The 24,765-nt window shown below is 73.0% G+C and carries 20 protein-coding genes; 8 read left to right on the forward strand and 12 right to left on the reverse strand.

Features of this window, described 5'->3' with window-relative positions; genetic code table 11:
- Nucleotides 1–6 precede the first annotated feature (6 nt).
- Entirely contained in the window at nucleotides 7–1,650 is a 1,644-nt protein-coding gene (gene pgm / locus MICAU_RS10550) for a phosphoglucomutase (alpha-D-glucose-1,6-bisphosphate-dependent) (protein ID WP_013285288.1), read from the forward strand.
- Between the two features lie 6 nt (nucleotides 1,651–1,656).
- On the opposite strand, the gene MICAU_RS10555 is transcribed toward pgm, so the two are convergent.
- The gene (locus MICAU_RS10555) at nucleotides 1,657–2,586 is read right to left on the reverse strand and encodes an NAD(+)/NADH kinase (RefSeq protein WP_030270460.1); all 930 of its coding nucleotides are present in this window, start codon (nucleotides 2,584–2,586) and stop codon (nucleotides 1,657–1,659) included.
- 121 nt (nucleotides 2,587–2,707) lie between these two features.
- Here MICAU_RS10555 and MICAU_RS10560 point away from each other — a divergent pair, with 121 nt between their 5' ends.
- Both MICAU_RS10560 and MICAU_RS10565 read left to right on the forward strand, forming a co-directional pair.
- Complete coding sequence (locus MICAU_RS10560) at nucleotides 2,708–3,574, forward strand: GNAT family N-acetyltransferase (RefSeq protein WP_013285290.1); 867 nt, start codon at nucleotides 2,708–2,710, stop codon at nucleotides 3,572–3,574.
- Complete coding sequence (locus MICAU_RS10565; protein WP_013285291.1) at nucleotides 3,571–4,629, forward strand: DegT/DnrJ/EryC1/StrS family aminotransferase; 1,059 nt, start codon at nucleotides 3,571–3,573, stop codon at nucleotides 4,627–4,629. The genes MICAU_RS10560 and MICAU_RS10565 overlap by 4 nt, the downstream gene beginning before the upstream one ends.
- A gap of 44 nt (nucleotides 4,630–4,673) precedes the next feature.
- On the opposite strand, the gene MICAU_RS10570 is transcribed toward MICAU_RS10565, so the two are convergent.
- Both MICAU_RS10570 and MICAU_RS10575 read right to left on the reverse strand, forming a co-directional pair.
- Nucleotides 4,674–5,315 carry a sugar transferase gene (locus tag MICAU_RS10570; protein WP_013285292.1) on the reverse strand — a complete coding sequence of 214 codons (642 nt, stop codon included), beginning with the start codon at nucleotides 5,313–5,315 and terminating at the stop codon, nucleotides 4,674–4,676.
- Complete coding sequence (locus MICAU_RS10575) at nucleotides 5,312–6,598, reverse strand: glycosyltransferase (RefSeq protein WP_013285293.1); 1,287 nt, start codon at nucleotides 6,596–6,598, stop codon at nucleotides 5,312–5,314. The genes MICAU_RS10570 and MICAU_RS10575 overlap by 4 nt, the downstream gene beginning before the upstream one ends.
- A 136-nt stretch (nucleotides 6,599–6,734) precedes the next feature.
- On the opposite strand from MICAU_RS10575, the gene MICAU_RS10580 reads away from it, so the two are divergent.
- On the forward strand, nucleotides 6,735–7,700 hold the full coding sequence (locus MICAU_RS10580) for an NAD-dependent epimerase/dehydratase family protein (protein WP_013285294.1): 966 nt from the start codon (nucleotides 6,735–6,737) through the stop codon (nucleotides 7,698–7,700).
- Between the two features lie 21 nt (nucleotides 7,701–7,721).
- Nucleotides 7,722–8,690: an NAD-dependent epimerase/dehydratase family protein gene (locus tag MICAU_RS10585; RefSeq protein ID WP_013285295.1), complete on the forward strand. Its 969-nt coding sequence runs from the start codon at nucleotides 7,722–7,724 to the stop codon at nucleotides 8,688–8,690.
- On the opposite strand, the gene MICAU_RS10590 is transcribed toward MICAU_RS10585, so the two are convergent.
- The 7 genes from MICAU_RS10590 to MICAU_RS10620 form a co-directional block, all read right to left on the reverse strand.
- Nucleotides 8,644–9,936: a lipopolysaccharide biosynthesis protein gene (locus MICAU_RS10590; protein WP_013285296.1), complete on the reverse strand. Its 1,293-nt coding sequence runs from the start codon at nucleotides 9,934–9,936 to the stop codon at nucleotides 8,644–8,646. The two genes, MICAU_RS10585 and MICAU_RS10590, sit on opposite strands and share 47 nt — an antisense overlap.
- Nucleotides 9,933–11,162: a glycosyltransferase gene (locus tag MICAU_RS10595; protein ID WP_013285297.1), complete on the reverse strand. Its 1,230-nt coding sequence runs from the start codon at nucleotides 11,160–11,162 to the stop codon at nucleotides 9,933–9,935. The genes MICAU_RS10590 and MICAU_RS10595 overlap by 4 nt, the downstream gene beginning before the upstream one ends.
- 29 nt (nucleotides 11,163–11,191) lie before the next feature.
- Nucleotides 11,192–12,436 carry a glycosyltransferase family 4 protein gene (locus MICAU_RS10600; RefSeq protein WP_013285298.1) on the reverse strand — a complete coding sequence of 415 codons (1,245 nt, stop codon included), beginning with the start codon at nucleotides 12,434–12,436 and terminating at the stop codon, nucleotides 11,192–11,194.
- 10 nt (nucleotides 12,437–12,446) lie between these two features.
- Nucleotides 12,447–13,694 (reverse strand): O-antigen polysaccharide polymerase Wzy, encoded by a 1,248-nt coding sequence (gene wzy, locus MICAU_RS10605; protein ID WP_013285299.1) that lies wholly within the window; start codon nucleotides 13,692–13,694, stop codon nucleotides 12,447–12,449.
- Nucleotides 13,695–13,920: 226 nt separating this feature from the next.
- Nucleotides 13,921–15,087, reverse strand: a complete 1,167-nt coding sequence (locus MICAU_RS10610; RefSeq protein WP_049794825.1) for a DegT/DnrJ/EryC1/StrS family aminotransferase — start codon at nucleotides 15,085–15,087, stop codon at nucleotides 13,921–13,923.
- A 197-nt stretch (nucleotides 15,088–15,284) separates the two neighbouring features.
- The gene (locus tag MICAU_RS31500; protein WP_013285301.1) at nucleotides 15,285–16,373 is read right to left on the reverse strand and encodes a GNAT family N-acetyltransferase; all 1,089 of its coding nucleotides are present in this window, start codon (nucleotides 16,371–16,373) and stop codon (nucleotides 15,285–15,287) included.
- 111 nt (nucleotides 16,374–16,484) lie between these two features.
- A complete protein-coding gene (locus MICAU_RS10620; protein WP_013285302.1) occupies nucleotides 16,485–16,919 on the reverse strand; it encodes a hypothetical protein in 435 nt (144 codons plus the stop codon).
- Between the two features lie 152 nt (nucleotides 16,920–17,071).
- On the opposite strand from MICAU_RS10620, the gene MICAU_RS10625 reads away from it, so the two are divergent.
- Nucleotides 17,072–18,085, forward strand: a complete 1,014-nt coding sequence (locus MICAU_RS10625) for a DUF389 domain-containing protein (RefSeq protein WP_013285303.1) — start codon at nucleotides 17,072–17,074, stop codon at nucleotides 18,083–18,085.
- A 39-nt stretch (nucleotides 18,086–18,124) separates the two neighbouring features.
- Here MICAU_RS10625 and MICAU_RS10630 read toward each other — a convergent pair whose 3' ends face one another.
- Nucleotides 18,125–20,572: a Tex family protein gene (locus tag MICAU_RS10630; protein ID WP_013285304.1), complete on the reverse strand. Its 2,448-nt coding sequence runs from the start codon at nucleotides 20,570–20,572 to the stop codon at nucleotides 18,125–18,127.
- Nucleotides 20,573–20,630: 58 nt separating this feature from the next.
- On the opposite strand from MICAU_RS10630, the gene MICAU_RS10635 reads away from it, so the two are divergent.
- Together MICAU_RS10635 and MICAU_RS10640 are read left to right on the forward strand one after the other, a co-directional pair.
- On the forward strand, nucleotides 20,631–22,007 hold the full coding sequence (locus tag MICAU_RS10635) for a nucleotide sugar dehydrogenase (RefSeq protein WP_342341505.1): 1,377 nt from the start codon (nucleotides 20,631–20,633) through the stop codon (nucleotides 22,005–22,007).
- A 45-nt stretch (nucleotides 22,008–22,052) separates the two neighbouring features.
- Nucleotides 22,053–23,564, forward strand: a complete 1,512-nt coding sequence (locus MICAU_RS10640; RefSeq protein ID WP_013285306.1) for a deoxyguanosinetriphosphate triphosphohydrolase family protein — start codon at nucleotides 22,053–22,055, stop codon at nucleotides 23,562–23,564.
- Nucleotides 23,565–23,613: 49 nt separating this feature from the next.
- Here the strand turns inward: MICAU_RS10640 and MICAU_RS10645 are convergent, their stop codons facing one another.
- Nucleotides 23,614–24,759, reverse strand: a complete 1,146-nt coding sequence (locus MICAU_RS10645; protein WP_013285307.1) for an MBL fold metallo-hydrolase — start codon at nucleotides 24,757–24,759, stop codon at nucleotides 23,614–23,616.
- Between the last annotated feature and the right edge of the window lie 6 nt (nucleotides 24,760–24,765).

Genomic DNA, 24,765 nt, shown 5'->3' on the forward strand with positions numbered 1-24,765 from the left:
CCCGCAGTGGCCCACCCCCGTGCCGGCCAGCCCGCACAGCCCGACGACCTGGTCGACGTGCCCCGGCTGGTCACCGCCTACTACGCCGAGCACCCGGACCCGGACGACCCGGCGCAGCAGGTCTCCTTCGGCACCTCCGGGCACCGCGGATCCAGCCTGCGCAACGCCTTCAACTCCGACCACATCCTCGCCGTCACCCAGGCGCTCTGCGACTACCGGCGCGAGCAGGGCCTTTCCGGGCCGCTGTTCCTCGGCCGGGACACCCACGCGCTCTCCGCGCCCGCCGAGGCCGACGCGCTGGAGGTGCTCGCCGCCAACGACGTGACGGTGCTGCGCGACAGCCGCGACGGCTACACCCCGACGCCCGCCGTCTCGCACGCCATCCTCACCCACAACCGGGGGCGCACCAGCGGCCTCGCCGACGGCATCGTGATCACCCCGTCGCACAACCCGCCGTCCGACGGCGGGTTCAAGTACAACCCCACCCACGGCGGGCCCGCCGACACCGACGCCACGAAGTGGATCCAGGACCGCGCGAACGCCATCCTCGCCGCCGGGCTCAAGGAGGTGAAACGCATCCCGTACGCGCGGGCGCGCGCCGCCGCGACCACCGGGGAGTACGACTTCCTCGCCCGGTACGTGGACGACCTGCCCGCCGCGCTGGACATCGACGCGATCCGCGACGCCGGGGTGCGCATCGGGGCGGACCCGATGGGCGGGGCGAGCGTGGCGTACTGGGGCGAGATCGCCGAACGGCACCGCCTCGACCTCACGGTGATCAACCCGCTCGTGGACCCGACCTGGCGGTTCATGACGCTCGACGGCGACGGCAAGATCCGGATGGACTGCTCGTCGCCGAACGCGATGGCCTCGCTGATCGCCGCCCGGGACGACTACGCGGTCTCCACCGGCAACGACGCCGACGCCGACCGGCACGGCATCGTCACGCCCGACGGCGGCCTGATGAACCCCAACCACTACCTGGCCGTGGCGATCGGCCACCTGTTCCGTACCCGGGAGCAGTGGGGCCCGGGCGCGGCGGTGGGCAAGACGCTCGTCTCCTCCTCGATGATCGACCGGGTCGCGGCCGACCTCGGCCGTCCGCTGCTGGAGGTGCCGGTCGGGTTCAAGTGGTTCGTGCCCGGCCTGCTCGACGGCACCGTCGGCTTCGGCGGCGAGGAGAGCGCCGGCGCGTCCTTCCTGCGCCGCGACGGCGGCACCTGGACCACCGACAAGGACGGCATCCTGCTCTGCCTGCTCGCCGCCGAGATCATCGCCACCACCGGCCGTACGCCGAGTGAGCACTGGGCCGAGCTGGCCGACCGCTTCGGCGCGCCCGCGTACGCCCGGATCGACGCCCCGGCCGACCGGGCGCAGAAGGCCGTCCTGGCGAAGCTGTCGCCGGAGCAGGTCACCGCCACCGAGCTGGCCGGTGAGCCGATCACCGCGATCCTCACCACCGCACCCGGCAACGGCGCCGCGATCGGCGGCCTCAAGGTGACCACCGGGTCGGGCTGGTTCGCCGCCCGCCCGTCCGGCACCGAGGACGTCTACAAGATCTACGCCGAGTCGTTCCAGGGCCCGGAGCATCTGGCCCGGATCCAGGAGGAGGCCAAGGCGCTGGTCGACGGCGTGCTCGCCACCGCGTGAACCGGCTCAGCGGGGCGGGGGCAGCTCCCGGCGGCTGAGCTGCTCCCGCAACCCGTCCGGCAACAGCTCCCGCAACTGGTCGGGCAGCAGCGGCAGGTCCAGCAGGCTCAGTTTGAGCTGGTTGCGCTCCTGGTAGCGGCGCGGGTCGAGACGGACCACCCGGCCGGCGTCCTTGACGTACCGGATGTGCACCGAACCCTCGGTCGCCGCCTGCCGGATCAGCAGGCCGTCCATCTCCACCGCGACCGGCGCCGAGTCCGCACGCAGCTCCAGGTGCACCGTCTCGTGCGCGGAGAGCAGCACCGAGCGGGAGATCCCGGCCATCGGTGCGGACGGCGTCACCACCATCGCCTCCGTGGCCGGTGAGATCAGCGGCCCGCCGGCGGCATAGCTGTACGCGGTCGAACCGGTCGGCGTGCTCACCACCAGCGCGTCGCACCGGTAGTAGCCGTACCGCTGGCCGTCCACCGCGAGGGTGGCCGTGACGAAGCCGGCGCCGGGCTGCCGGACCAGGGCGATGTCGTTGAACGCCACCACGTCGTCGCCGCAGACGTCGCAGGCCAGGCAGGCGTGCGACTCGACGGTGAAGTCGTGCTCCACCAGCCGCTCCAGCGCCCGGGGCAGGTCCGGCGGCTCCACCTCGACCAGGAAGCCGACCCGGCCCAGGTGCACGCCGAGCACCGGCTTCGGGTCGCGGACGGCCATCCGCAGTGCGCCGAGCATGGTGCCGTCACCACCGATGCTGATCAGCGCGGCGCAGCGGTCGGCCAGCTCGTCCGCCGCGATCGCCTCCACCGCTGCCGGTACGCGGGCGCGGTCCTCGGCGCGTACCGCGAGGGTGATCCGGTGCCGGGCGGCCCAGTCCGCGACGATCCCCACCACCTCGGAGACGTCCCGGGTGGGGTGCAGCACCAGACCCAGCACGTCACCCGCCACCACTACAGCTCATCACACCGGCGGCGCACGGCAGCGGTTACCGGAACCGGACCATGCCGGGACCCGGCAGCCGTGATCCGAAATCCCCCTTTGGGGTGGTAGTGGCCACTATGGTGTGAACATGCCGGTCCCGTATGGTGTCCAGTCGATCGTCCCCGCCGCCGACGTGGGAGTGCCGTCCCGTGCGGACGCGCCGGGTCTCCGGGTGCGCCCGGCCATCGTCGCGGACGCGGAATGGCTGGCCGAGGTCAGCCAGGCGTCGTTCGCGCGGCATCTGCACGACTACCTGACCTCGGCTCAGCCCGGCGTCGGCCGGTTCTGGGAGGTCGTGCTCGCACACCCGGAGTCGTTCCCCGGCCGGTGTTTCCTGGTGGCCGATGACCAGGACGGCCGGCGGCTGGGCTTCGCCGACCTGACCCGGGTCGAGCCGGGCCTGGCGCACCTGTCCTACATCTGCGTGGTGGAGGCCGCCCGTGGCCGCGGCGTCGCCCGGGAGCTGCTGCGCGCCTACGCTCGCGCCCACCCCGACCTCCGGTCGATGCGGCTGGACGTGTTCGCCGACAACGCCCCGGCCCGTGCGCTCTACGACCGGCTCGGGTTCGCCAGCGACTCCACGACCACGTGGTGGGTCGCCGACCTCGCGCTCGGCGGGGTCGCGCCCGCCGCCGACGTCCGCTTCGACGGGCTGCACGCCGCCCGGGCCTGGCTCGACACGTACGGCTTCGGTGAGCTCACCGTCGTCGCCGGAGACGCCACCCACGTGCTGGGGCGGCCGAGCCCGGGGGTGCTGCGGTGCTTCGACCCGGCGACGCTGCGACGGCCGGCGGTGGTCGCCGCCGTGGTCCGGGCCTTCCCCGGCATCGACCGCGTCCTGGTCATGACACCCGGCGAGGACGCGCCGCCCAGCGCGGTCGGCCCGCTGCGGGCCGTCAACCGCTCGCTCAGGATGTCCACCACCGAGATCCGCGCCAGACTGGAGCTTCCGTGACGCAGACGATCCCCAAGACCGCCACCGACCCGGGTGCCTTCCGCACGCCGAGCCTGTTCTACCGGGCGGCCCGGGAGGGCATGCGCGACCTGCTCGCCCAGCCCGAGGTCTGGCGCGGCGACCGGCGCGACATCCTGCTGCCGTCGTTCATCGGCTGGTCCGCCAACGAGGGCAGCGGCGTCTTCGACCCGGTGACCGAACTCGGGCTCGACCCCGGCTTCTACGACCTGACCGAGGACCTCGCGGTGGACGTGTCCTCGCTGGAGGCACGGCTCGCGGAGCGTCCCTACGACGTCGTGGTGGTCATCCACTACTTCGGCCGTACCGAACGGGCGATCGGCCGGATCCGGGAGCTGACCGACAGGCACGGCGCGCTGCTGCTCGAAGACCTCGCACACGCGTGGTTCACCCACGCGCTCGGCGGGCCGGCCGGCCGCACCGGGGAGGTCTCGCTCTACTCCCTGCACAAGATGCTGCCGATGCCCGGCGCACGCGGCGGGATGATCACCTACCGCGACCCGGGCCGGCTCACCGGGCAGCGGGAGACCGAGCCGGACCTGTCCCGGCACGTGCTCGACCACGACACGCTGGGCATCGCCGCGCGGCGGCAGGAGAACTTCCGCGCCCTCACCGCGCTGCTGCGCGACCTGCCCGAACTCGGCGTCGCGTTCGAGCTGATGTGGCCCGAGCTGGCACCGGACGACGCCCCGCAGACGCTGCCGGTGCGGATCCTCGGGACCGGCCGGGAGAACCGCGACCATGTCTATGCCGAGATGAACCGCGAGGGCTTCGGCATGGTCAGCCTCTACCACACGCTCATCGCGCAGTTGCGGGACCATCCGTCGATGGCACGGCTGTCCCGGCAGATCATCAACTTCCCCGTACACCAGGACGTCGCGCCGGCCGACTACCCGGCGCTGGTCGCGAGCTTCCAGCGGGCGCTGGGCACACTCCCCGAGCGCGGCGCGCTCGCGCCTGCCGGACGTCCGGCGGCACCGGCCCAGAGCGGCGCCTCGGCGCCGCGACCGTCCGGCGTGCCCACCGGCTCGGCCTGAATACGGTCGGTGCCCCGCCCGGCGCGGGCGGGGCACCGACGGGCTCAGCGGACGCCGGTGAGGCGCCGTTCCTGGTCGAGGTCGAGCATCTGCGCCGACGGGTCGACCGCCACGCCCGAGGCGCGCAGGACCTTGCCCGCCGTCCGCGCGAGGATGCGCAGATCGAGCCAGAGGGACCAGTCGAGAACGTAGCGGACGTCGAGTTCCAGGCGTTCGGTCCAGGCCAGGTCGTTGCGGCCGTTGACCTGCGCGAGCCCGGTGATGCCCGGCCGGACCTCGAACCGCTTGCGCTCCCGGTCGGTGTACCAGGGGTCGTAGCGCAGCAGCAGCGGCCGGGGACCGACCAGGCTGAGGTCGCCCCGGAGCACGTTGACCATCTGCGGCAGCTCGTCGATGCTCAGCCGCCGCAGCGTCCGGCCGACGCCCCGGCAGCGGACCCCGTCGGGCAGCAGCCGGCCCTCCGCGTCGCGGTCGTCGGACATCGTCCTGAGCTTGAGGACCCGGATGCGGCGCTCGTACCGGCCGGTGCGTTCCTGCCGGAAGAAGACCGGGCTGCCGAACTGGGCCAGGACCAGCAGCGCCGCGACGGCCACGACCGGCGCGGTCACCACGAGGACGACGAGCGCCACTGTGATGTCGACGAGCCGCTTGAGCCGTAGCTCGACCGACCGCCGGGCGGGGCTCACCGGGAGTGCACCTTCCCGGCGGCCTGCGGGGCGTACTCCCCGGGTGGTCCGCCGACGCCCGCGGCGTGCTCGATGACCTCGGCCATCCGCACCGCGGAGATCCGGTTGTCGAAGTGCCGGTGCGACCGCTCGCGGGCGCGTACGCCGCGCTCGGCGAGACGCCCGGACCGGAACTCGGCGTACGCGTGCTCGATGGCCTGCGCCAGGGCGGCCGGGTCGTCCCGGGGGACCACCCACCCGCAGCTCTCGTCCACCGTCTCCGGCAGCCCGCCGGCGTCGCTGACGATGCTGGGAACGTCCAGCAGCGCCGCCTCGGGCGGCGCGCCGTGGCCCTCGCTCAGTGACGGGCTGACGCTGAGGTCCGCCGCCCGGTAGTAGGGCCGCACGTCGTCGGCGGTGTCGATCCAGCGGACGGAGTGGTCGTCGGCGACCCCGAACCGGCGGATCAGCTCCTGCCGGTGGTCCTCGCCGGCCTGGTCCGAGCCGCCACCGACGAGCATCAGCACCGCCTCGGGGTGCCGGGACCGGATCTCCTGCCACGCGGCGAGCAGGACGTCGTGGCCCTTGAACGCGCGGTCCCGGTGGGCGGCGAGCTTTCGTGGGGGATAGACGTACGCCACCATGATCACGACGAACTGGTCCGGGCTCAGCCCGAGATCCGCGCGGCACTTCGCCCGGGCCTCCGCCCGCGTCGCCGCCGTGTCGTCCGGCAGGTCCGCGGTCGCCCAGGCCAGGTTGAGTCCGCTGGTGACGGCCGGGCGACGCGACGCCGGTACGCCCAGCTCGCCGTAGAGGCGGGAGGTGTAGCGGGTGCCGCAGATGATCGTGCGGTCCAGGCGCCAGAGCAGCCGCTCGACCATCCGGACCGCCCGTGACTCCAGGAAGGCGGGGCCGGCGACGAACTGCACCCGGGCCAGGGGCAGGCCGACGGTCGCGAGCCGCGCGCCCAGCGTGGCCGCGTACAGGTGGTGGTAGAGCACCTGGGGGCGCAGACGGCGGACGAGGCGGCGCAGCCGCCACAGCTCGGACAGCGTGCTCAGGCTGGGCCGGAAGCGGAACGAGAACGGCGACGCCACCGTCCGGATCCCGGCCTCGGCCAGGCGGTCGTTCAGCCGGCCGCCGGGCGGGCAGATCACCACCACCTCGTGGCCGCGATCCCGCAGGGCGCAGGCCTGCGGGATGGTCCAGAGTCCGCCGTAGTTCGTCTTGACGATGACGGCGACGCGCAGTGACCGGCGCCCGGGCGGGTCGCCGGCGACGCCGGACCGGGGATCGTGCCTCACGTGTTCGCCTCCAACAGTCGGCGCGACGTCGTTCGCCGCTCCACCCAGGGCAACGAGCTTTGTGGTGTTTAGTAACCAACGTCGGATTCTCTCGTTGGCCCTGCGGAGAGAGCACCGGCGAGCGGTAGGAGCGCACGTGAGAGTCGTCGTCACGGGGGGCGCCGGTTTCATCGGTTCCAACCTGGTGCGGGCCCTGTCGGAAACGGGCCGGGTCGCCGAGATCGTCGTCGTCGACGACCTCTCCACCGGGTCGGTGGAGAACCTGCGCGGGCTTCCGGTGGAGTTCCTGATCGGGACCGTCCTGGACCCCGCGCTGCTCGACCGCGCGATGGCCGGCGCCTCCAGCGTGGTCCACCTCGGAGCCCTCGGCTCGGTGCCCCGCTCCATCGACGACCCGCTGCGCAGCCACCACGCGAACGCCACCGGCACCCTGACCGTCCTCGACGCCGCCCACCGCAACGGCGTCCCGCAGTGCGTGCTGGCCTCCTCGTCCTCGGTGTACGGCGCCAACCCGGTACTGCCACGCCAGGAGGGCCTGCGGCCCATGCCGGTCAGCCCGTACGCGGTGTCGAAGCTGGCCACCGAGGCGTACGGGATCGCGTTCGCCAACTGCTACGGCATGGCGGTCCTGCCGTTCCGCTTCTTCAACGTCTTCGGACCGAGGCAGGCGGCGAACCACGTGTACGCCGCAGTGGTCCCGCGGTTCGTCACCGCCGCCCTGGAGAACCGGCCGTTGCAGGTGCACGGCGACGGGCGGCAGTCCCGGGACTTCACCTACGTGGGCAGCGTGACCTCGGTGATCGTGGACGCCGTGCTGCGGCAGGTGGCGGCCCCGGACGTGGTGAACCTCGCGTTCGGCGCGCGCATCTCCCTGCTCGACCTCATCGCCGAACTGGAGACCGTGCTGGGGCGGCCGCTGGACGTCGTGCACGTGCCGGCGCGGCCCGGTGACGTCCGCGAGTCCCAGGCCGACCACACGCGACTGCGCGAGCTGTTCCCGGCCGCGTCGCCGACGCCCTTCGCCGAAGGGCTGCGGGCTACGGTCGAGTGGTTCCGGTCGCTTCGGGTCGACGAGCCCGTCGGGTCCGGCACGTCCGGCTGATCCCGACCCGATCGGAGCCTCATGGCCAGGATCCTGCTGTTCGGCGCGTCCGGCTTCCTCGGCCGGGCGGTCGAAGCGGTCCTCGCGGAGCACTTCACCGTCGTCGCGCCCAGTCGCCGGGAATGCGATCTCGTCGCCGCGGACCGGTCGCGGCTCGCCGCGTTCCTGCGCCGGGCACGACCCGACGGGGTGGTCAACTGCGCCGGCCGGATCGCCGGGACGAGCGCGCAGTTCGTCGAGTCGCACACTCTGATCACCGCCAAGCTGATCGACTGCGTGGCCGAGGTCTCGCCCGGCGTGCGGCTGGTCCGGATCGGCTCGGCGGCCGAGTACGGGGTCGTCCCGCACGGCGCCGTCGCGACCGAGACCGACCCGGCCCGGCCGGTGAGCGACTACGGGATCAGCCAGCTGGCCGCGACCGACCTCGTGCGGCTGGCCGCCGCCAGTGGCCGGGTCGACGCGGTGGTGCTGCGGGTCTTCAACCCCGTCGGGCCCGGCTCGACCAGTGGCAACGTGCTGGGACGGGCAGCCGAGCTGCTCCAGGCGGCGTTGGCCCGGGGGGACCGGCGGATCGAACTGGGGCTCAACGACTCCTACCGCGACTTCGTCGACGTCCGGGACGTGGCGGAGGCGGTGCTGGCGGCGCTCAACGCCCGACGGCTGCCGGAGTCGATCTACAACGTGGGCAGCGGACAGGCGGTCGCCACCCGGGAGGCAGTCGAGATGCTGGCCCGCCATGCCGGGTTCACCGGACGCTTCGTCGACGGGCTCCGCTCGCCGACTGCGGACCGGTCCGCGGCGGTGCCGTGGATGTGCGCCGACATCAGCCGGATCAGCGACGCCCTCGGCTGGGCGCCGAGATACCCGCTGGGCGAGTCCCTGGCCGCGTTGTGGGCAGCCCGCTCCCACGTCACGGCCGGCTCCGGCACCCGCCACGTGACGGTCAGCGCGCGTCCGGCACCAGTTCCGCCGTCGGCGCCGGTGCGGTGAGAGGTGCCGCCACGCGGGCCCGCCGGTTGAGCCGTACGCGCAGGACGACCAGAACGACGACGGAGAGCAGCGCATACAGCGCGATCGAGGCGGTCGCCGCGCCCATCGTTCCCCAGCGGGAGATGGCGAGGCCGTAGCAGGCGACCGACGCCACGGCGGCGAGCAGACCGACCCCGGCGGCCTGTTTCGTGCCCCCGGTGCCGAGCAGGGCTCGGCTTGCGATGCCGAAGGGCGCCAGGCACAACTCGGCGAGCAGGAGCGGCACGATCAACGGGCGGGCGGACCCGAACTCCGCGCCGAAGACCGGCACCACCAACAGCCAGCCGCCAGCCGCGACGACGGCGCCGCTGACGAGCGTTGCCAGCAGCGTGTAGCCGATCGCACGGACGGGCCAGGGATCGCCGTCGCGCTGCGCGGCCTGCCGCTGCGACAACTGTCCGATGGCGGCCGGAAGGAGGCCGACCACGCTGCTCAGCGTCGCGGCCAGGGCGTAGATGCCCACCGCGCCGGGACCGACGAGGACACCGAGCAGGTAGCGGTCGGCCCGCTGGAGGAAGCTCGTCCCGAGGGAGAACCCCAGAGACGGGGCGCCCATCCGGATCAGCCCGGTGACGTCCCGCCGCCGCGCCCGTGCGAACCGCGCCAGCCCTTGGCCGCGTACCAGCGTCCACTGCGTCACCGCCACCGCGAGCAGCGCGGTGGCCTGGCACATCAGGAGGAGCCACACCTGCGCCGAGACGACGACCGCGATGGCGATCCCGATCAGGCCGGCGGTGGTGGCGGCGATGTTCCACACCGCGCCCCGGCGAAAGTCCCCGTCCGCGAACCGGAGATCGGTGAGCTGGTCGAGCGCGATGTTGGCGGCGCCGCCGAGCGCGACCGCGGCGAGCAGCCGTACATCGGTCAGCGCGGGGCCGAGCAGCGGCGCGGAGAGACGGACCGCGGCGGCCGCGGCCGCCCCGGTGCAGACCGCGGCCACCACTGTCATCCAGCAGTACGCGGAGAGCAGTTCGTCGCGGCGGTGCCGGGAGGCGGCCTGCGGCAACTGCGCGCGCATGGCGGTGCCGCAGCCCAGGCGGCCGACCAGCATCACCACGCCGGCGACCGTGAGGACCAACACCATGACGCCCCGGTCGGCCGGCCCCAGCGCCAGGGTGGCGAGGACGGCGACGCCGCTGCTGCTCAGGGCGGCGATGCCGTTGGCGCCGGTCAGCAGGACGATAGTGCCCAGATGGCGGCGGCTCATCCGGTGGGCACCGCCGGCCGGTCCGCTCCGCCGCGCGGCGCCACGGTGTTCCGGCCGTAGATGGCCAGGTGCTGCTCGACCGACCGCTCCATCGTGAAGACGCTGTCCTGGAAGGCCGCCAGCGCCCGCCGGCCGCCCCTCGGCCGTCCCGGCACGAGGCCCAGGCGGTGTACGGCGTCAGCCCAGGTCTCGGCGTCGGCGTCGACCGGGACCAGGGCGACACCGGCGAGCTGGTCGTCGATGAACCGTGCGCCGGGCAGGTCGGACGCGACCACAGGGGTGCCGACGGCGCGGGCCTCCAGGACTGTGCCGGGCAGACCTTCGAGCGCGGAGGGTTGCAGCAGGAGGTCGGCCTGGGCCAGGAACTCCCCGACGTCAGCCCGCGGACCCACCAGGTGCATCCGGTCGAGTACGTCGTGCCGGGTGGCGGACTGCCGGACGGCGTCGTCGTCCCGGTCGTCGTGCGGACCCACGAACACGGCCCGGCAGCCGATCCCGCGTTCGCGCAACGCGGCGACGATCGACGGCACCATCGACCGCCGCTTGAGCGGGTGCGGGCGGCCGATCACCACGCAGACGAGGTCGTCCGGGGCGGCGCCGATCTCGTCGCGGAGCCGCAGCGTCGACCGGCGGTGCAGGCGGCCCAGGTCGAGACCGTTGGGCAGCACCCGGCACCGCGGGTCGTTCTCCCACGACGGCCGGTAGCACGAGGTGAGAGCGCCGGGGGCGACGCCGAGCACGTCCGTCGCGCAGAAGTGGATGAGGCGCACCATCACGCCCCGCTGCAACCGGCGGCGCAGGCTGTCCGGATGTCCGTCGCGGTCGGACCGGAAGTGCGCGATCCGGATCGGCACCCGCGCCAGTGCCGCGAGGAACAGCACGAAACCGGAGAACGTCGCGACGTCCGAGTGCACGGCGTGCGGACGGACCTGCCGAAGCAGGCGGTAGAAGCGGACCGGGAACCGACGGTCCAGCCGGATCGGGTGGATCCGTGAGCCCAACTGCTCCACCTCGTCGCCGCGCGCGCCCTTGACGCCGCTGAGCGTGACGAAGGACGTCCGCACCCCGGACGCCGCGAGCCGGGGCAGCAGTTCTATGGTGCGCTGCTCGGCGCCGCCGATGTCGAACGCGCCGAGGACCCGTACCACGCGGATCTCCGGAGGCCGGGGGGCCGGCGCGCCGGACGCGCTCGTCGTCGCCGGGTCGCTGTGGCTCGCGCTGGACATCGTCTCTCCCGTGTCGGGCCGGCCGGTCCTCATACCGGTCGGTTCTCCTGCTCGACGGACTCCACGGCGGGGGCGGCGGACTGCGGCAGCGGACGGCGGTTCGCCATCAGGTCCCGGGCCGCCCGGTAGAACTCGCTGCGCCGCGGCGTCAGCCGGTCCGCGGCGAACTCGTGGGCGACCGCGAGGTTGCGACGCGAGGCGGCAGCCATGGCGTCGGGGTCCGCGAGGGTACGGCGGATGGCGTTGGCCAGGCTGTCGGGGTCGTCCGGCGCAACCAGCATCTCCGGTGGCAGCAGTTCGGGTATGCCACCGACACGCGAGCCGATGGCCGGCAGCCCGCGGGCCATCGCCTCGATCAGGGCCCGGGGCAGGCCCTCGGTCCGGGATGGCATGACGAACAGGTCGGCGGCGTCGAGGTGCCGGCGCAGCGCCTCGACATCGGTGATCAGGCCGGCGAACGTGATCCGGTCGCGGACCCCGATGCGGGTGGCCAGATCCTCCAGCACCGGCTGGCAGCGCCCGGGGCCGATGTGCACGTGCCGTACCGGCGGGGCCGAGGACCGCAGCAACGAGATCGCCTCGATGAGCGTGTCGATGCCCTTGTAGAGCTGTTCCAGGGAACCGACCGACACGAGGGTCACCGGCCCGGCCGGCAGCCGGGGCGGGCGGGGCTCCCGCACGAACGCCGCCGGCGGCAGGTTCACCGAGCTGAGACCGATGGAGAGCGCCCCCGGGCGGGTGGGATACCGCTCCTGGAGCGAGCGCTTCGTCTCGTACGACACCGCGACGGCGGAACGGCACTGACGCCGGAGGTTGCGGGTGCTCCACACACGCAGGAAGGGCCGCAGCGGGTGCTCGATCACCCCGGGGGCGAAGACCGCGTACGGGTCGCCGATGACCTCCATGGCGTAGGCGAGACCGCGACGGGTGATGTGCCGGTGCATCAGCGTGGCGATCGACGACGGCGCCCGGAGCAGCACCGCCTCCGCGTCCGCGGCGATCCGGCGGACGGCCCGGTCGATGCGGGGCAGGCGTCGCAGGTACTCCTGCGGTCCGAGGTAGTGGGGGATGGGTGCCACGGTCACCCCGTCGCCGTCGACCCGGACCGCGTTCGGCGGGATCTCCGGTACGTCCCGCGCCCGGGCCACCACCCGTACCTCGTCGAAGGCCGCCAGGTATCGCGCCCAGAGCGCGTAGCCGGTGCCGAAGTCCACCCAGAATCGGTTGTCCGGAGTGCGGAGGTACCGGCACTCCTCGGTGATGGTGAGCCTCACGCGAGATGTCCTATCGGTTTACGGGAACCAGGTCGCCGTGCGGGACGCGCGCCTCGGGGCGCGCGGTCGGCTGGACGGAGCGGCCCTTCAACGAGCCGAGCCAGATGACGGTGTAGAAGGCGACGCCGTGCAGGAGAGTGGCGAGCAGGCTGGCGCTCTCCCCGCGGAACCCGTACATCCAGCTGATCGTGTAGAGGATGCTCGCGTAGGCGTAGACGTGGCCCTGCGCGGCGCGGAAGAAGAGCAGCCGGTGCCCGAGGGTCAGCGCGGCGAAGACGACGGGTACGCCGAGGTACCCGAAGTTGGCGTACGCCTCCGCGGTCAGCGAGAAGCCGAAACCCGACGACGAGCCCGGCAGCCAGGCGTCGACCAGCCAGGACATGAGCATCGGCCGTTCCGGGACCAGCGCCGACGGCATCGCGGTGAGGAAACCGTTGAGGTAGCTCTCGCCGGGCCACAGTCGCAGGCTGTCGGCCGCGTTGGTCAGGACGAAGGTGTCCACGAAGAGGGTCGAGCCCTCGTTGAGAACCTTGCTGAGGTTCAGCGCGTCCCCGCTGCGAACGGCGCTGAGATAGGTGGCGGCCAGGACGAACGCGACGCCGGCGATGCCGAACTTCGGCGAGATCCGTCGCCGTTGCAGCAACAGGACGTGCAGCACGACGGCGAAGAGGACGAAGAGGAAGTCCCGTTCGCTGGTGGCCAGGCAGTAGAGCACGTAGAGGCCGAGGTTCACCCAGTAGGCGATCCGGGCCGGGCGCACCGCCCGGGCCAGGAAGTAGATCGAGCAGGCGCACATCTCGACGACCAGGTAGCGGGTGTGCAGGGGACCAGCCAGTTCGATCCGTCCGAGCTTGTCGGCGGCCAGCATCGCCGGGCCACGGGTGACCAGGATGGCGAGGGTGTACGCGGCCAGTCCGTAGAGCACCACCGGAAGGACCGGATTCTCGCGCGGTGTCCGGCCGAGTGCGGTCAGGTCCGGCAGCCGGTCCCGGACCGGCATGAGCAGGCCGACCAGCGTCACACCGCCGAGCGCCAGCGCCAGCACGAGGCAGGCGGCCGGGATCTTGTCGGTGACGATGCCGATGTAGATCTCGTTGCCGAGGGCGTAGTTGATCGCCGGTCCCAGGCCGAAGAAGGCGAGGTAGGCGAAGACATAGGGCAGGAGATCGGTGCGACCGGACCGGAGGAACAGGGCCAGCAGCATCGCCAGACTGACCGCGAGGGTCAGCCATATCGCGGTGGTGGTGCTCAGCTCCACGGAGACTCCAAATCGGTGTACGGACACTCCGGACCGGGAGCGGCCGGGGGCGAGAGCGGATTCCGCTCCACATGCGTGCCGGCTGCATTCAAATGTCTAGCAGGAAAGGTCTCCCATAGGCGGCGATTGCGTTTATCGCATTGACTTGGACGGTGCCGTAACCCGTTCGCCCGTCACTCGTTCCTCGACGCATTCGAATCACTTTCGGATGCGATTCTCCGGATGGTCAGCGTGCGGCGAGGAATTCGTCGAGCGCGCCGAATAGCCGGTCCGCGTCGGCCCCGAGCAGGGTCGACCCGCTGGGCAGGGAGACGCCGGTGGCGAAGAGACGATCCGCCGCGCCGCTCAGGACCGCCTCGTGCCCGCGATGAGCGGGTTGCTGGTGCATGGGCTTGAACATGGGACGCGTCTCGATGTCGTGCCGGGCCAGGTGCGCGGCCAGCTCGTCGGCCCGCCACCCGGCCCGGGCGGGGTCGACGACGAGGGTGGTGAGCCAGCAGTTCGACCCGGGGTCGCCGTCGCCGAGGATCCGGGTGCCGGGAACCGCGGCGAAGAACTTGGCGTACCGCTCCCGTATCGCCCGGCGACGCTCGATCATGCCGTTCAGCCGCCGTAGCTGTGCCCGCCCGAGCGCGGCGAGCAGATTGCTCAGCCGGTAGTTGTAGCCGACCTGCCGGTGTTCGTAGTGCGCGACCGGTTCCCTGGCCTGGGTCGCCAGGTGGCGTGCCCGGTCGATCAGGTCGCCGTCGTCGGAGACGAGCATCCCGCCGCTCGAGGTCGTCATGACCTTGTTGCCGTTGAACGAGAAGACACCCAGCCGGCCGAACGTGCCGGCGTTGCGGCCGCGCCAGGACGCGCCGAGCGCCTGTGCGGAGTCCTCGACCAGCGGGACGTCGAAGTCCGCGCAGACGGGCAGGATGCGGTCGTAGTCCGCGCAGCCGCCGTTCAGGTCGACCGTCATCACGGCTGCCACGCGGCGGCCCTGCTCCCGCAGCCGGCGCAGCAGCGGCGGCAGCAGCTCGGGGTCGAGGTGCCCGGTTGCGGCGTCACAGTCCACGAAGACCGGCTCGGCCCCGGTGTACCGCACCACGTTGGCGGTCGCCACGAACGTCATGGTGGGCACCACCACGACGGAGCCGGGCCCGGCTCCGATCACCGTCAGCGCCAGGTGCAGGGCGGCGGTCCCGGAGCTCACGCCGACGGCGTGGCCGCTGCCCACCCGGTCCGCCAGCTCGCGTTCGAACGCGGCCAGGTCGGGCCCGTCCGGCGCGACCCAGCCCGAACGGACCGCCGCCAGGATGGACGCCTCCTCGGCCGGACCGACGTCCGGCGGAGAGAGATAGATCCGTCTGCTGACACTCGTGCCGTCCTGCTGATGGGCGGGTCGAGCCATCAGTGAGTAGTCCTGTGCCACGGTGCTGGTCTCCGATGGAAGTGTGGGTGTCACCCGGCGACGCGCAGGGAAACGGGACGCACGCGCGGACCTGATCGTCGCGCCGCTGCGACCTGGCCCGTCGAGTCGGGACCGACTGGTTCAACGCGCCGACCGTGGCGGCCGTTACGGTGTGCCGGCCGACTGCGGCCGACGCCTCACGGCCCGGCGGGCTCGGGCAGCGGGCACCGGTATTCGGGGAAGTAGTCCGAGGACGCGGACCAGGCCGGATCCCGCCGGGATCCCTCCCGCCGGTGCGCCGTTGACAGCCGCCGGTACGCCGGCTCGTCGAGCACCCGCGTGCCCAGGTGGAACGGGACCAGACCGTTCGGTGCGAAGGCGCGCTTGTACCGGAAGATGCCGTCGTCGGGGGCGTACCCGCCGCCCAGGACGAACCGGATCCGCCCCTGAGCGCGTCCCCATCGGCAGATCTCGAACTTGAGGAGATCGTTGGGCCGCAGGTCGAACGCCGCCTCGTCGGTGCCGCCGAGGTACGAGTAGAGGTTGAGCGCGGAGACCAGCACCAGTTCGGTCGAGACGACGCGTCCCTCGTACACGGCGTGGAAGAAGGCGAATTGGCCGGGCAGTTCGTCGACGATCCGCTCGAAGAACTCGCGGGGGAAGTAGTAGCCGCTCGCCGCGGCGCGCCGGTCCATCGTGCGCTCGTAGATGCCCAGGAAGTCGTCGAGCCGCCCCCCGTCGAGATCGACCACGACGATGACGCCGTTGCGGCGGGCCTTGTTGACGTTCTTGCGGACCTTGTGGTCGAACTCGCGCCACATCTCCTCTTCGCCGGTGCGCAGGTCGCGGACCACGTTCACCAGCTTCTGCCGGACCGGTCCCGGCGGGGGCAGCCGGTCCTCGTCGAAGAGCGTGAGCCGGGTGACCTCGGAGACCACCTGACGCGACCCGCACCAGGCGTCGAACGCCTCCCAGAACTCCTTCGCGTCGAGTTCGGTCGCGCCCTCGGCGAAGGCGCCTCCGTAGCCGTACGCGTTGACGACGTCCCGGTACCGTCGCCCGGGCTCGGCGAGGTGCGGCGCGTCGACCGGGCGGAGCAGGAACGGATACAGCACGAAACCGTGCTCGGTCCGGGCGTACGCGGCCAGCGGCTCGTCCTGCGGCCCGGCGAACAGCCGGAGGTAGGCCGGGTGGGCGAAGACCTCACGCCGGTCCCAGTCCCGGTGCAGAGCGCGCCAGCGCTCGTCGTCCGCCGGCTTGCGGGCGTCCAGGATCTCCAGTCGCATCTGCGCTCCCCGTCGCCTGGCCACGGCCGCCCCGATGGCGGCCGGCCACGTGTCGTCCGTTCTGGGTAACGAGGATCGGCCGGGACGGTGTCGACAGGTGGCCGGGCCGGGTCAGGGCCAGTCGTCGCCCGCTTCGAGGCGCGCGCCGAGCAGCGCAGTCAGCGGAAGGGACTCCCCGTCGCGCCCGCCGCGGCCGATGACGAGTGACGGCGTGGACGGCTCCGGCCGGGCGCCGAGCAGCCGGGCGCGCAGCCCGGCCGGCACGGTCAGCAGGTAGTAGCGGCCCTCGGTGTCCACCGCCCGGCTCCGGGCCCGGTCCACGTACCACCCGACCAGCGGGGTGCGGTAGCGGCCGCGTCCGCTGTAGGGCGTGGCCACGAGCCGCTCGGTGCGCAGGCCGCGCCCGGCGGCCTCGGCCGCGAACCGGGCGACCAGCTCCGCGGCCTCGGCCTGCTCCGCGGCGCGCTGCCGGGCGTCGGCCTCGGCGTGCGCCCGCACCGCGTGGCGTCGCCGCTCCCGCCACCGCTCGTCGTCGTCGGCACCCACGACCGCGAGGGTACGCCCACAGCCGCGCCCGCCCGACCCGGCCGCTCCCGGGCCGGGCGGAGAAGGCGTGCCCGGTCGTCGCGCGACCACCCGCCGCCGCGTGGATCGTCTAGAGTGCTGACGTCCGTCGCGCCCATCGAGGAGCCTGGTTCGTGCTGCACATCCGGGTGATCGCACCAGCGGACCGCTCGTCCGACATCGCCGACATGCTTGCCGCGGACCCCGGTGTGACCCACCTGGTGGTGTTGCCGGGCGCGGCGCGTCAGCCGGCCGGCGACTACATCACCTGCGACGTGGTCCGGGAGAGCGCCGACGGTGTCCTGCGCCGGCTGCGGGAGATGGGGGTCGAGGCGCGCGGGGCGATCGCCGCCGACGACGTGGAGCTGACCCTCTCGGCCGCCGCGGACCGGGCCGCCGAGGCCGCTCCGGGCCACGGTGACGACGCGCTTATCTGGGACGAGGTCGCCGCGAAGACGGGTGAGCAGACGGTGCTCACCGGCATCTTCCTGGCGCTGATCGTCGTCGCCACCATGATCGCCGGCATCGGCGTGCTGCTCGACCAGCCCATCCTCATCGTCGGTGCGATGGTCGTCGGCCCGGAGTTCGGCCCGCTCGCGGCGCTCTGCGTGGCGCTGCTGCGCGGCAAGGGGGGTGTCGTCGTCCGGTCGGTGCAGGCGCTCGTCGTCGGCTTCGTGGCGGCGATGCTCGCCACCGTGGTCAGCACCTGGGCGCTGGACGCGGCCGGTCTGGTGAGCCGGGAGATGCTGCTGGCCGAGCGGCCGTTGACGGACTTCATCTGGCGCCCGGACGCCCTGTCGTGGGTGGTCGGCCTGCTCGCCGGCATCGCCGGGATGCTGTCGCTGACCTCGAAGAAGTCCGGCTCCCTGGTCGGCGTCCTGATCTCGGTGACCACCGTGCCGGCGGCCGCGAACGTGGCGGTCGCCGCCGCGTACGGCGTCTGGCACGAGGCGGCCGGTTCCGCGCTCCAGCTGGTCGTCAACCTGGCCGCCATCGTGCTGGCGGGTCTGCTCACGCTGCTGGTCCAGCGCTCCTGGTGGCGGCGTGTGGCGCGGCGGTCCCGGCAGCCGGTGCCCCGGCAGCGGGCCGACCGTGACCCCGCGTCCGCCCGGACCGATCCGTCGTCGGGCGGGCACCGGTCGAGCTGACTCGTTCGTGACGTCAGCCCGACCGGCGGCCGCAGACCGTCAGGCCAGACCGGCGCGGCGCAGGGCCTCCGCCATGGCGTCGTTCACCGGCGCCGCCGCTCCGCCACCTCGTCCCTGCCGCGGCGACTGACCACCGCGCGAGCCGCCCCGTTCGCCCTGGCCGCCACGCCGGGCGCCGGCGTCGCCGCGCTGCCCGCCACGGTCGCCGCGCTGCCCGCCACCGTCGCCGCGCTGCCCGCCACCGCGCCGGCCGCCGCGCTCCTCGCCGCCCGGACCCCCGGCCGCGGGACGGCCACCGGTCGGCGCCTCGTCGTCGAGCCGCAGCGTCAGCGAGATCCGCTTGCGCGGCACGTCCACGTCGAGCACCCGGACCTTGACCACGTCGCCGGACTTCACCACGTCGCGCGGGTCCTTGACGAAGGTGTGCGACATGGCCGAGACGTGCACCAGTCCGTCCTGGTGCACGCCCACGTCGACGAACGCGCCGAACGCGGCCACGTTGGTGACCACGCCCTCCAGGATCATCCCGGGCTGCAGGTCGCTGATCTTCTCCACGCCCTCGACGAACGTCGCGGTCCGGAACTCCGGACGCGGGTCGCGGCCGGGCTTCTCCAACTCGGCCAGGATGTCGGTGACGGTGGGCAGACCGAACGTGTCGTCGACGAAGTCGGTCGCGCGCAGGCCGCGCAGGATGGCCGACCTGCCGATCAGCGCCCGCAGGTCCTGCCCGGTGGAGGAGAGGATGCGGCGCACCACCGGGTACGACTCCGGGTGCACGCTGGAGGAGTCCAGCGGGTCGTCGCCGCCGGGGATGCGCAGGAAGCCGGCGCACTGCTCGAACGCCTTCGGCCCGAGCCGGGGCACCTTCTTCAGCTCCGCGCGGGTGCGGAACGGCCCGTTGGCGTCGCGGTGCAGCACGATGTTCTCGGCCAGCCCGGCGCCGATGCCGGACACCCGGGTGAGCAGCGGCGCGGAGGCGGTGTTGACGTCCACGCCGACGGCGTTGACGCAGTCCTCGACCACCGCGTCGAGCGAGCGGGACAGCTTCACCTCGGACAGGTCGTGCTGGTACTGCCCGACGCCGATCGACCGCGGGTCGATCTTCACCAGCTCGGCCAGCGGGTCCTGAAGACGGCGGGCGATCGACACCGCGCCGCGCAGCGAGACGTCCAGGCCGGGCAGCTCCTGCGAGGCGTACGCGGACGCGGAGTAGACCGACGCGCCGGCCTCGGAGACCACCACCTTGGTGAGCTTCAGCTCCGGGTGCTGCTTGATCAGATCGCCGGCCAGCTTGTCGGTCTCCCGGCTGGCGGTGCCGTTGCCGATCGCGACCAGCTCGACGCCGTGCGCGGCGGCCAGCGTGGCGAGCGTGTGCAGCGACGCGTCCCACTGCCGGCGCGGCTCGTGCGGGTAGATGGTGTCGGTGGCGACCACCTTGCCGGTGGCGTCGACCACCGCCACCTTCACGCCGGTACGCAGGCCCGGGTCGAGGCCCATCGTCACCCGTGCCCCGGCCGGCGCGGCCAGCAGCAGATCACGCAGGTTGGTGGCGAAGACCCGCACGGCCTCCTCCTCCGCCGCCTGCCACAGCCGCATCCGCAGGTCCGCGCCCAGGTGGATCAGGATCCGGGTACGCCAGGCCCAGCGCGCCGTGTCGGCCAGCCACCGGTCGGCGGGCCGCCCCTGGTCGCTGATGCCGAAGCGTCCGGCCACGGCGGCCTCGTAGCGGCTCGGCCCGGTGGCCGCGTCGGCGTCGCCCTCGGCCTCCGGGTCCATGGTCAGGTCCAGCACGCCCTCCTTCTCGCCCCGGAACACGGCGAGGATGCGGTGTGAGGGCAGCTTCGGGTACGGCTCGGCGAAGTCGAAGTAGTCGGCGAACTTCGCGCCGGCGGTCTCCTGGCCGTCGCGTACCCGGGAGACCAGCCGGCCCCGCGACCACATCTGCTCGCGCAGCGTGCCGATCAGGTCGGCGTCCTCGGCGAAGCGCTCGATCAGGATGGCCCGCGCCCCGTCCAGCGCGGCAGCGGCGTCCGCGACGCCCTTGTCCGGGTCGGCGAACCCGGCGGCGACCGTCTTCGGGTCCTGGGCCGGATCGGCCAGGAGCGTGTCCGCGAGCGGCTCCAGCCCGGCCTCGCGGGCGATCTGCGCGCGGGTGCGCCGCTTCGGCTTGTAGGGCAGGTAGATGTCCTCCAGGCGGGACTTGGAGTCGGCGGCGAGGATCTGCGCCTCCAGCGCCTCGTCGAGCTTGCCCTGGCTCCGGATCGACTCCAGTACCGCCGCGCGGCGCTCGTCCAGCTCGCGCAGGTAGCGCAGCCGCTCCTCCAGCGTGCGCAGCTGCGCGTCGTCGAGCAGGCCGGTGGCCTCCTTGCGGTAGCGGGCGATGAACGGCACTGTGGCGCCGCCGTCGAGCAGCTCGACTGCCGCCCGTACCTGCCGTTCGGCGACGCCGAGTTCCTCGGCGATCCGCTGGTGCACAGACTGGGTCACGATCTGATCCGCCTTCTCGGGTGGGTTCCGTCGTGCATTCTGCCGGTTGCTGCGGCACGTGCCGCACCGGCCGGACGGCGGGTCCGGGCCGATATCCCGAAAACGGACTTCCAGCCTCAGAAACCCCTCTAGCCTCCAATCAGGTGATTTCCTACGGTTGTCTGGAGCCCGGGTGAGCGCTGAGAAAGTGGTCGTCATCGGTCAGGGGTACGTCGGTCTCCCGCTGGCCATGCGGGCCGTCGAGGCCGGCTTCGACGTGGTCGGGCTGGACGTCGACGCCGACCGGGTCAAGCGGCTCGCCTCCGGCGAGTCCTTCGTGGAGGACATCCCCGCCGACCGGCTGGGGCGGGCGCTCGGCAGCGGCCGCTACCTGCCGAGCACCGAGTACGCAGACGCCGAGGGCTTTGACGTCTGCGTCATCACGGTTCCGACCCCGCTGCGCGACGGCACGCCGGACCTGAGCTACGTCGAGCAGGCCGGCCGGGGTATCGGCCCGCACGTGCGGCCGGGCAGCACAGTGGTGCTGGAGTCGACGACGTACCCAGGCACCACCGAGGAACTGCTGCGTCCGCTGCTCGAAACGGCCAGCGGGCTGCACGCGCCGGGCGACTTCCACCTCGGGTACAGCCCGGAACGCATCGACCCCGGCAACCCGACCTGGCGGTTGGAGAACACGCCCAAGGTGGTCTCCGGCGTTGACGCGCCCGCGCTGGAACGGGTGGACGGCTTCTACCGCCGCATCGTGGAGCGGACCGTTCCGGTGTCCTCCACCCGGGTCGCGGAGCTGACCAAGCTGATCGAGAACACCTTCCGTCAGGTGAACCTGGGCCTGATCAACGAGCTCACGGTGCTCTCCCACCACCTGGGCATCGACGTCTGGCAGGCGATCGATGCCGCGGAGACGAAGCCGTTCGGGTTCATGCCGTTCCGGCCCGGACCCGGTGTCGGCGGACACTGCCTGCCGATCGACCCCTGCTACCTGTCCTGGCAGGTCAAGCGGCGTCTCGGCCGTCAGTTCCGGTTCATCGAGCTGGCCAACGACGTCAACCACGAGATGCCCGAGCACGTGGCGCAGCGGGTGATGACCGGCCTGAACCGCACCGGCCGTGCCGTCAACGGCGCGCGCCTGCTGATGCTCGGCCTGGCGTACAAGAAGAACACCGGAGACATGCGGGACTCGCCGGCGGTGGACGTCGCCCGGCGGCTGTGCGACCTCGGCGCGGACGTCCGCGCCGTCGAGCCGTACGCCGAGGCGCACCAGATCCCGGGTGGGGTGCTCGTCGTGCCGCTGACCGAGCAGGAGGTCGACGCGGCCGATGCGGTGGTCGTCACGACCGACCACGACGTCTTCGACTACGAGATGGTCTCCCGCCGCGCCCGCTACGTGTTCGACGCCCGCAACCGGTGCTCCGGACCGGTGGTCGAGCGCCTCTAGGCACACCCTGCCCGCCCCGCCGTCGGCTGCGCTAGCGTGGCGATCATGGAGGCACCTGCGGATCCGCGGGCCCGGCGGCTGTTCGGCGGCAGCGCCCGGGCGCTCGGCGACCTGGCCGCCGGCCCGTTCCGGGCCGACCGGGACCGGATCGTCGGGTCGCCGTTCTTCGCCCGGCTGGGCGGCGTGACCCAGGTGATCAGCCCTGGTGGTTCCGGGCTGCTGGTGCACAACCGGCTCACCCACAGCCTGAAGGTGGCCCAGGTGGCCCGGGCGATCGCGGAGCGGCTGACGGCCGACCCGGCGCACCGGGACCTGCTGGACAAGCTCGGCGGCTGCGACCCGGAGGTGGTGGAGGCCGCCGCGCTCGCGCACGACCTCGGGCACCCGCCGTTCGGGCACCTGGGGGAGCGGGTGCTCGACCGGCTGGCCCGGCAGCGCCTCGGGCTGCCCGACGGCTTCGAGGGCAACGCCCAGTCGTACCGGATCGTCACCAGCACCGAGATCCGCGGCGCGGCGACCACCGGGCTGGACCTGACCGCCGCGGTCCGGGCGGCCATGCTGAAGTACCCGTGGACCCGCCTGGACCATCCCGATCCGCACCCGCGCCACCTGGACCCGGCGCCCCGGGGCGCGGCTGCGCCGCCGGAGGACCCGGAGAGCGGGTCGGTGAAGTTCGGCGCGTACCGCACCGAGCTGGACGACCTGCGCCAGGCGCGGGAGCCGTTCGCCGGGCGTATCCCGGACTGGCAGCAGACGCCCGAGGCGTCGGTGATGGACACGGCCGACGACATCGCGTACGCGATCCACGACGTGGAGGACTTCTACCGCGTCGGGGTGCTCCAGCAGGGCGCCGTGGCGGCCGAGCTGATGGCCTGGCAGCGCGAGTGCGGGCACCTGCGGTCGATCACGGCGTCGGCGCTGGAGGGGGCGGGCCGGCGGCCGGGAGCCGCCATCGAGCGGCTGCGCCGGCAACTGCACCGCAAGGACGGCTGGATCGCCGACGACGAGGCGTTCGCCGCCGCCGTCGAGCACGTCCGCGAGGAGCTGGTGGAAGGGCTGCTGGCGCTGCCGTTCGACGGCTCGATCGAGGCGGAGCAGTACGTGGCCCGGTTCTCCGCCCGCTGGTCGACCCGCTTCGTGGACGCCATCACCGTGACGCCGGACCCGGGGGTCCGTTCCGGGTACGTGCTGCTGGCGAAGGCGCAGTGGCACGAGGTGCAGGTGCTCAAGTTCGTGCACCACCGGTTCGTGCTGGCCCGCCCGGACCTGGCCCTGCACCAGCGTGGCCAGGCCCGGCTGCTGGGCACGCTGGTCGAGGCGCTGTGGGAGTGGCTGCTGGACCCGGACGAGGAGTCCCGGCTGCCGCGCCGCCTGCACGACCTGGTGGAGCTGGCCGAGGCGGAGCTGCACCCGCGTACCCCGGACCGGATCGGCCGGGCCCGGGGCCGGGCGATCATCGACTTCGTCGCGCAGCTCACCGACGGTCAGGCGGTGGCGATGCTCGACGCGTTGTCGGGCCGCTCCGGGGCGCTGTGGACGGACGCCTTCGTGCTCTGAGCCGGCGCGGAGCACGAAGGCGTCAGCGCCACCCAGGGACCGCGCCGGGTCAGGCGACCGACTGCCACCACCCGTCCACCGCCGGCGGCTCGTCCACCACGACCCGCTCGCCGGGACGCGGCACGGCCAGCCGTACGTCGCGCGCCTTCGCCTCGGCCCAGAGCCGGTCCACCGGCTCGGACCAGTCGTGCAGGGCCAGGTTGAACGTGCCCCAGTGCACCGGCACCAGCAGTCCGCCGCGCACGTCGAGGTGGGCGGCGACCGCCTCCTCCGGGAACATGTGGATGTGCGGCCACGCCCTGTCGTACGCGCCGATCTGCATGAGCGTCACGTCGAACGGGCCGTGCTCGGCGCCGATCGCGGCGTACCCGTCGAAGTAGCCCGAGTCGCCGGTGTAGAAGACCTTCCGGTGCGCACCGGTGATCGTCCAGGAACTCCAGAGCGTGCCGTCGCGGCGCAGCCCGCGCCCGGAGAAGTGCTGCGCGGCGGTCGCGGTGAGTGTCAGCCCGCCGGCCCGGTGGCTCTCCGACCAGTCCAGCTCGACGATGCGGTGCTCGGGTAGGCCCCAGCGGGCCAGGTGCGCGCCGACGCCGAGCGGCACCACGAACGGCGCGGACTGGAGGTCGGCCAGCGTGCGGACGGTCTCCATGTCGAGGTGGTCGTAGTGGTCGTGCGAGATCAGCACCGCGTCGAGCGGGGGCAGGTCGGTCAGGCGGACCGGCGGCTCGTGGATGCGTCGCGGGCCGACCAGCCCGGACGGGGAGCACCTGTCGCTCCACACCGGGTCGAGCAGCACCCGGTGCCCCTCGATCTCGACGAGCGTGGAGGCGTGGCCGTACCAGACGACGTTCAGCTCGCGGGCCTGGTCGCCGGCCGGCGCGGCGCCGGGGTGCAGCAGCGGCACCGGGCTGCCCGGCCGCCGCTTCTGCTTGCCGAAGACCAGCTCCCGGAGCAGGTTGCGGCCCGGGTCGGCGACCATCGTGGCGCTGGCGCCGGCCGGGTTGTGGAACGTGCCGTCGCGGAAGCGCGGTGACCGGGCCGCCCGTTCCGCCCGGGCGCCGGTGAGCCGGCCGCCGAGCTGGGCCGGTACGTCCCGCGCCGCCCAGGCCATCCCGGCGACGGCGGCCAGCCCGGCGAGCTTCCACACCCGCCCGCCGCGCGTCCGGTCCGGTTCCCGCCCCGTTGGTTCCCGCATGCTCGT

The organism is Micromonospora aurantiaca ATCC 27029 (assembly GCF_000145235.1).
In the GTDB taxonomy this organism is placed as follows: Bacteria; Actinomycetota; Actinomycetes; order Mycobacteriales; family Micromonosporaceae; genus Micromonospora; species Micromonospora aurantiaca.

What these genes read in the sequence shown, in the direction of transcription:
- MICAU_RS10585 (WP_013285295.1), top strand. Translation starts at nt 7,722, where the DNA reads ATGGCCAGGATCCTGCTGTTCGGCGCGTCCGGCTTCCTCGGCCGGGCG.
- MICAU_RS10560 (WP_013285290.1), top strand. Translation starts at nt 2,708, where the DNA reads ATGCCGGTCCCGTATGGTGTCCAGTCGATCGTCCCCGCCGCCGACGTG.
- MICAU_RS31500 (WP_013285301.1), bottom strand. Translation starts at nt 16,373, where the DNA reads ATGCGACTGGAGATCCTGGACGCCCGCAAGCCGGCGGACGACGAGCGC.
- MICAU_RS10610 (WP_049794825.1), bottom strand. Translation starts at nt 15,087, where the DNA reads ATGGCTCGACCCGCCCATCAGCAGGACGGCACGAGTGTCAGCAGACGG.
- MICAU_RS10590 (WP_013285296.1), bottom strand. Translation starts at nt 9,936, where the DNA reads ATGAGCCGCCGCCATCTGGGCACTATCGTCCTGCTGACCGGCGCCAAC.
- MICAU_RS10640 (WP_013285306.1), top strand. Translation starts at nt 22,053, where the DNA reads ATGGAGGCACCTGCGGATCCGCGGGCCCGGCGGCTGTTCGGCGGCAGC.
- MICAU_RS10595 (WP_013285297.1), bottom strand. Translation starts at nt 11,162, where the DNA reads ATGTCCAGCGCGAGCCACAGCGACCCGGCGACGACGAGCGCGTCCGGC.
- MICAU_RS10645 (WP_013285307.1), bottom strand. Translation starts at nt 24,759, where the DNA reads ATGCGGGAACCAACGGGGCGGGAACCGGACCGGACGCGCGGCGGGCGG.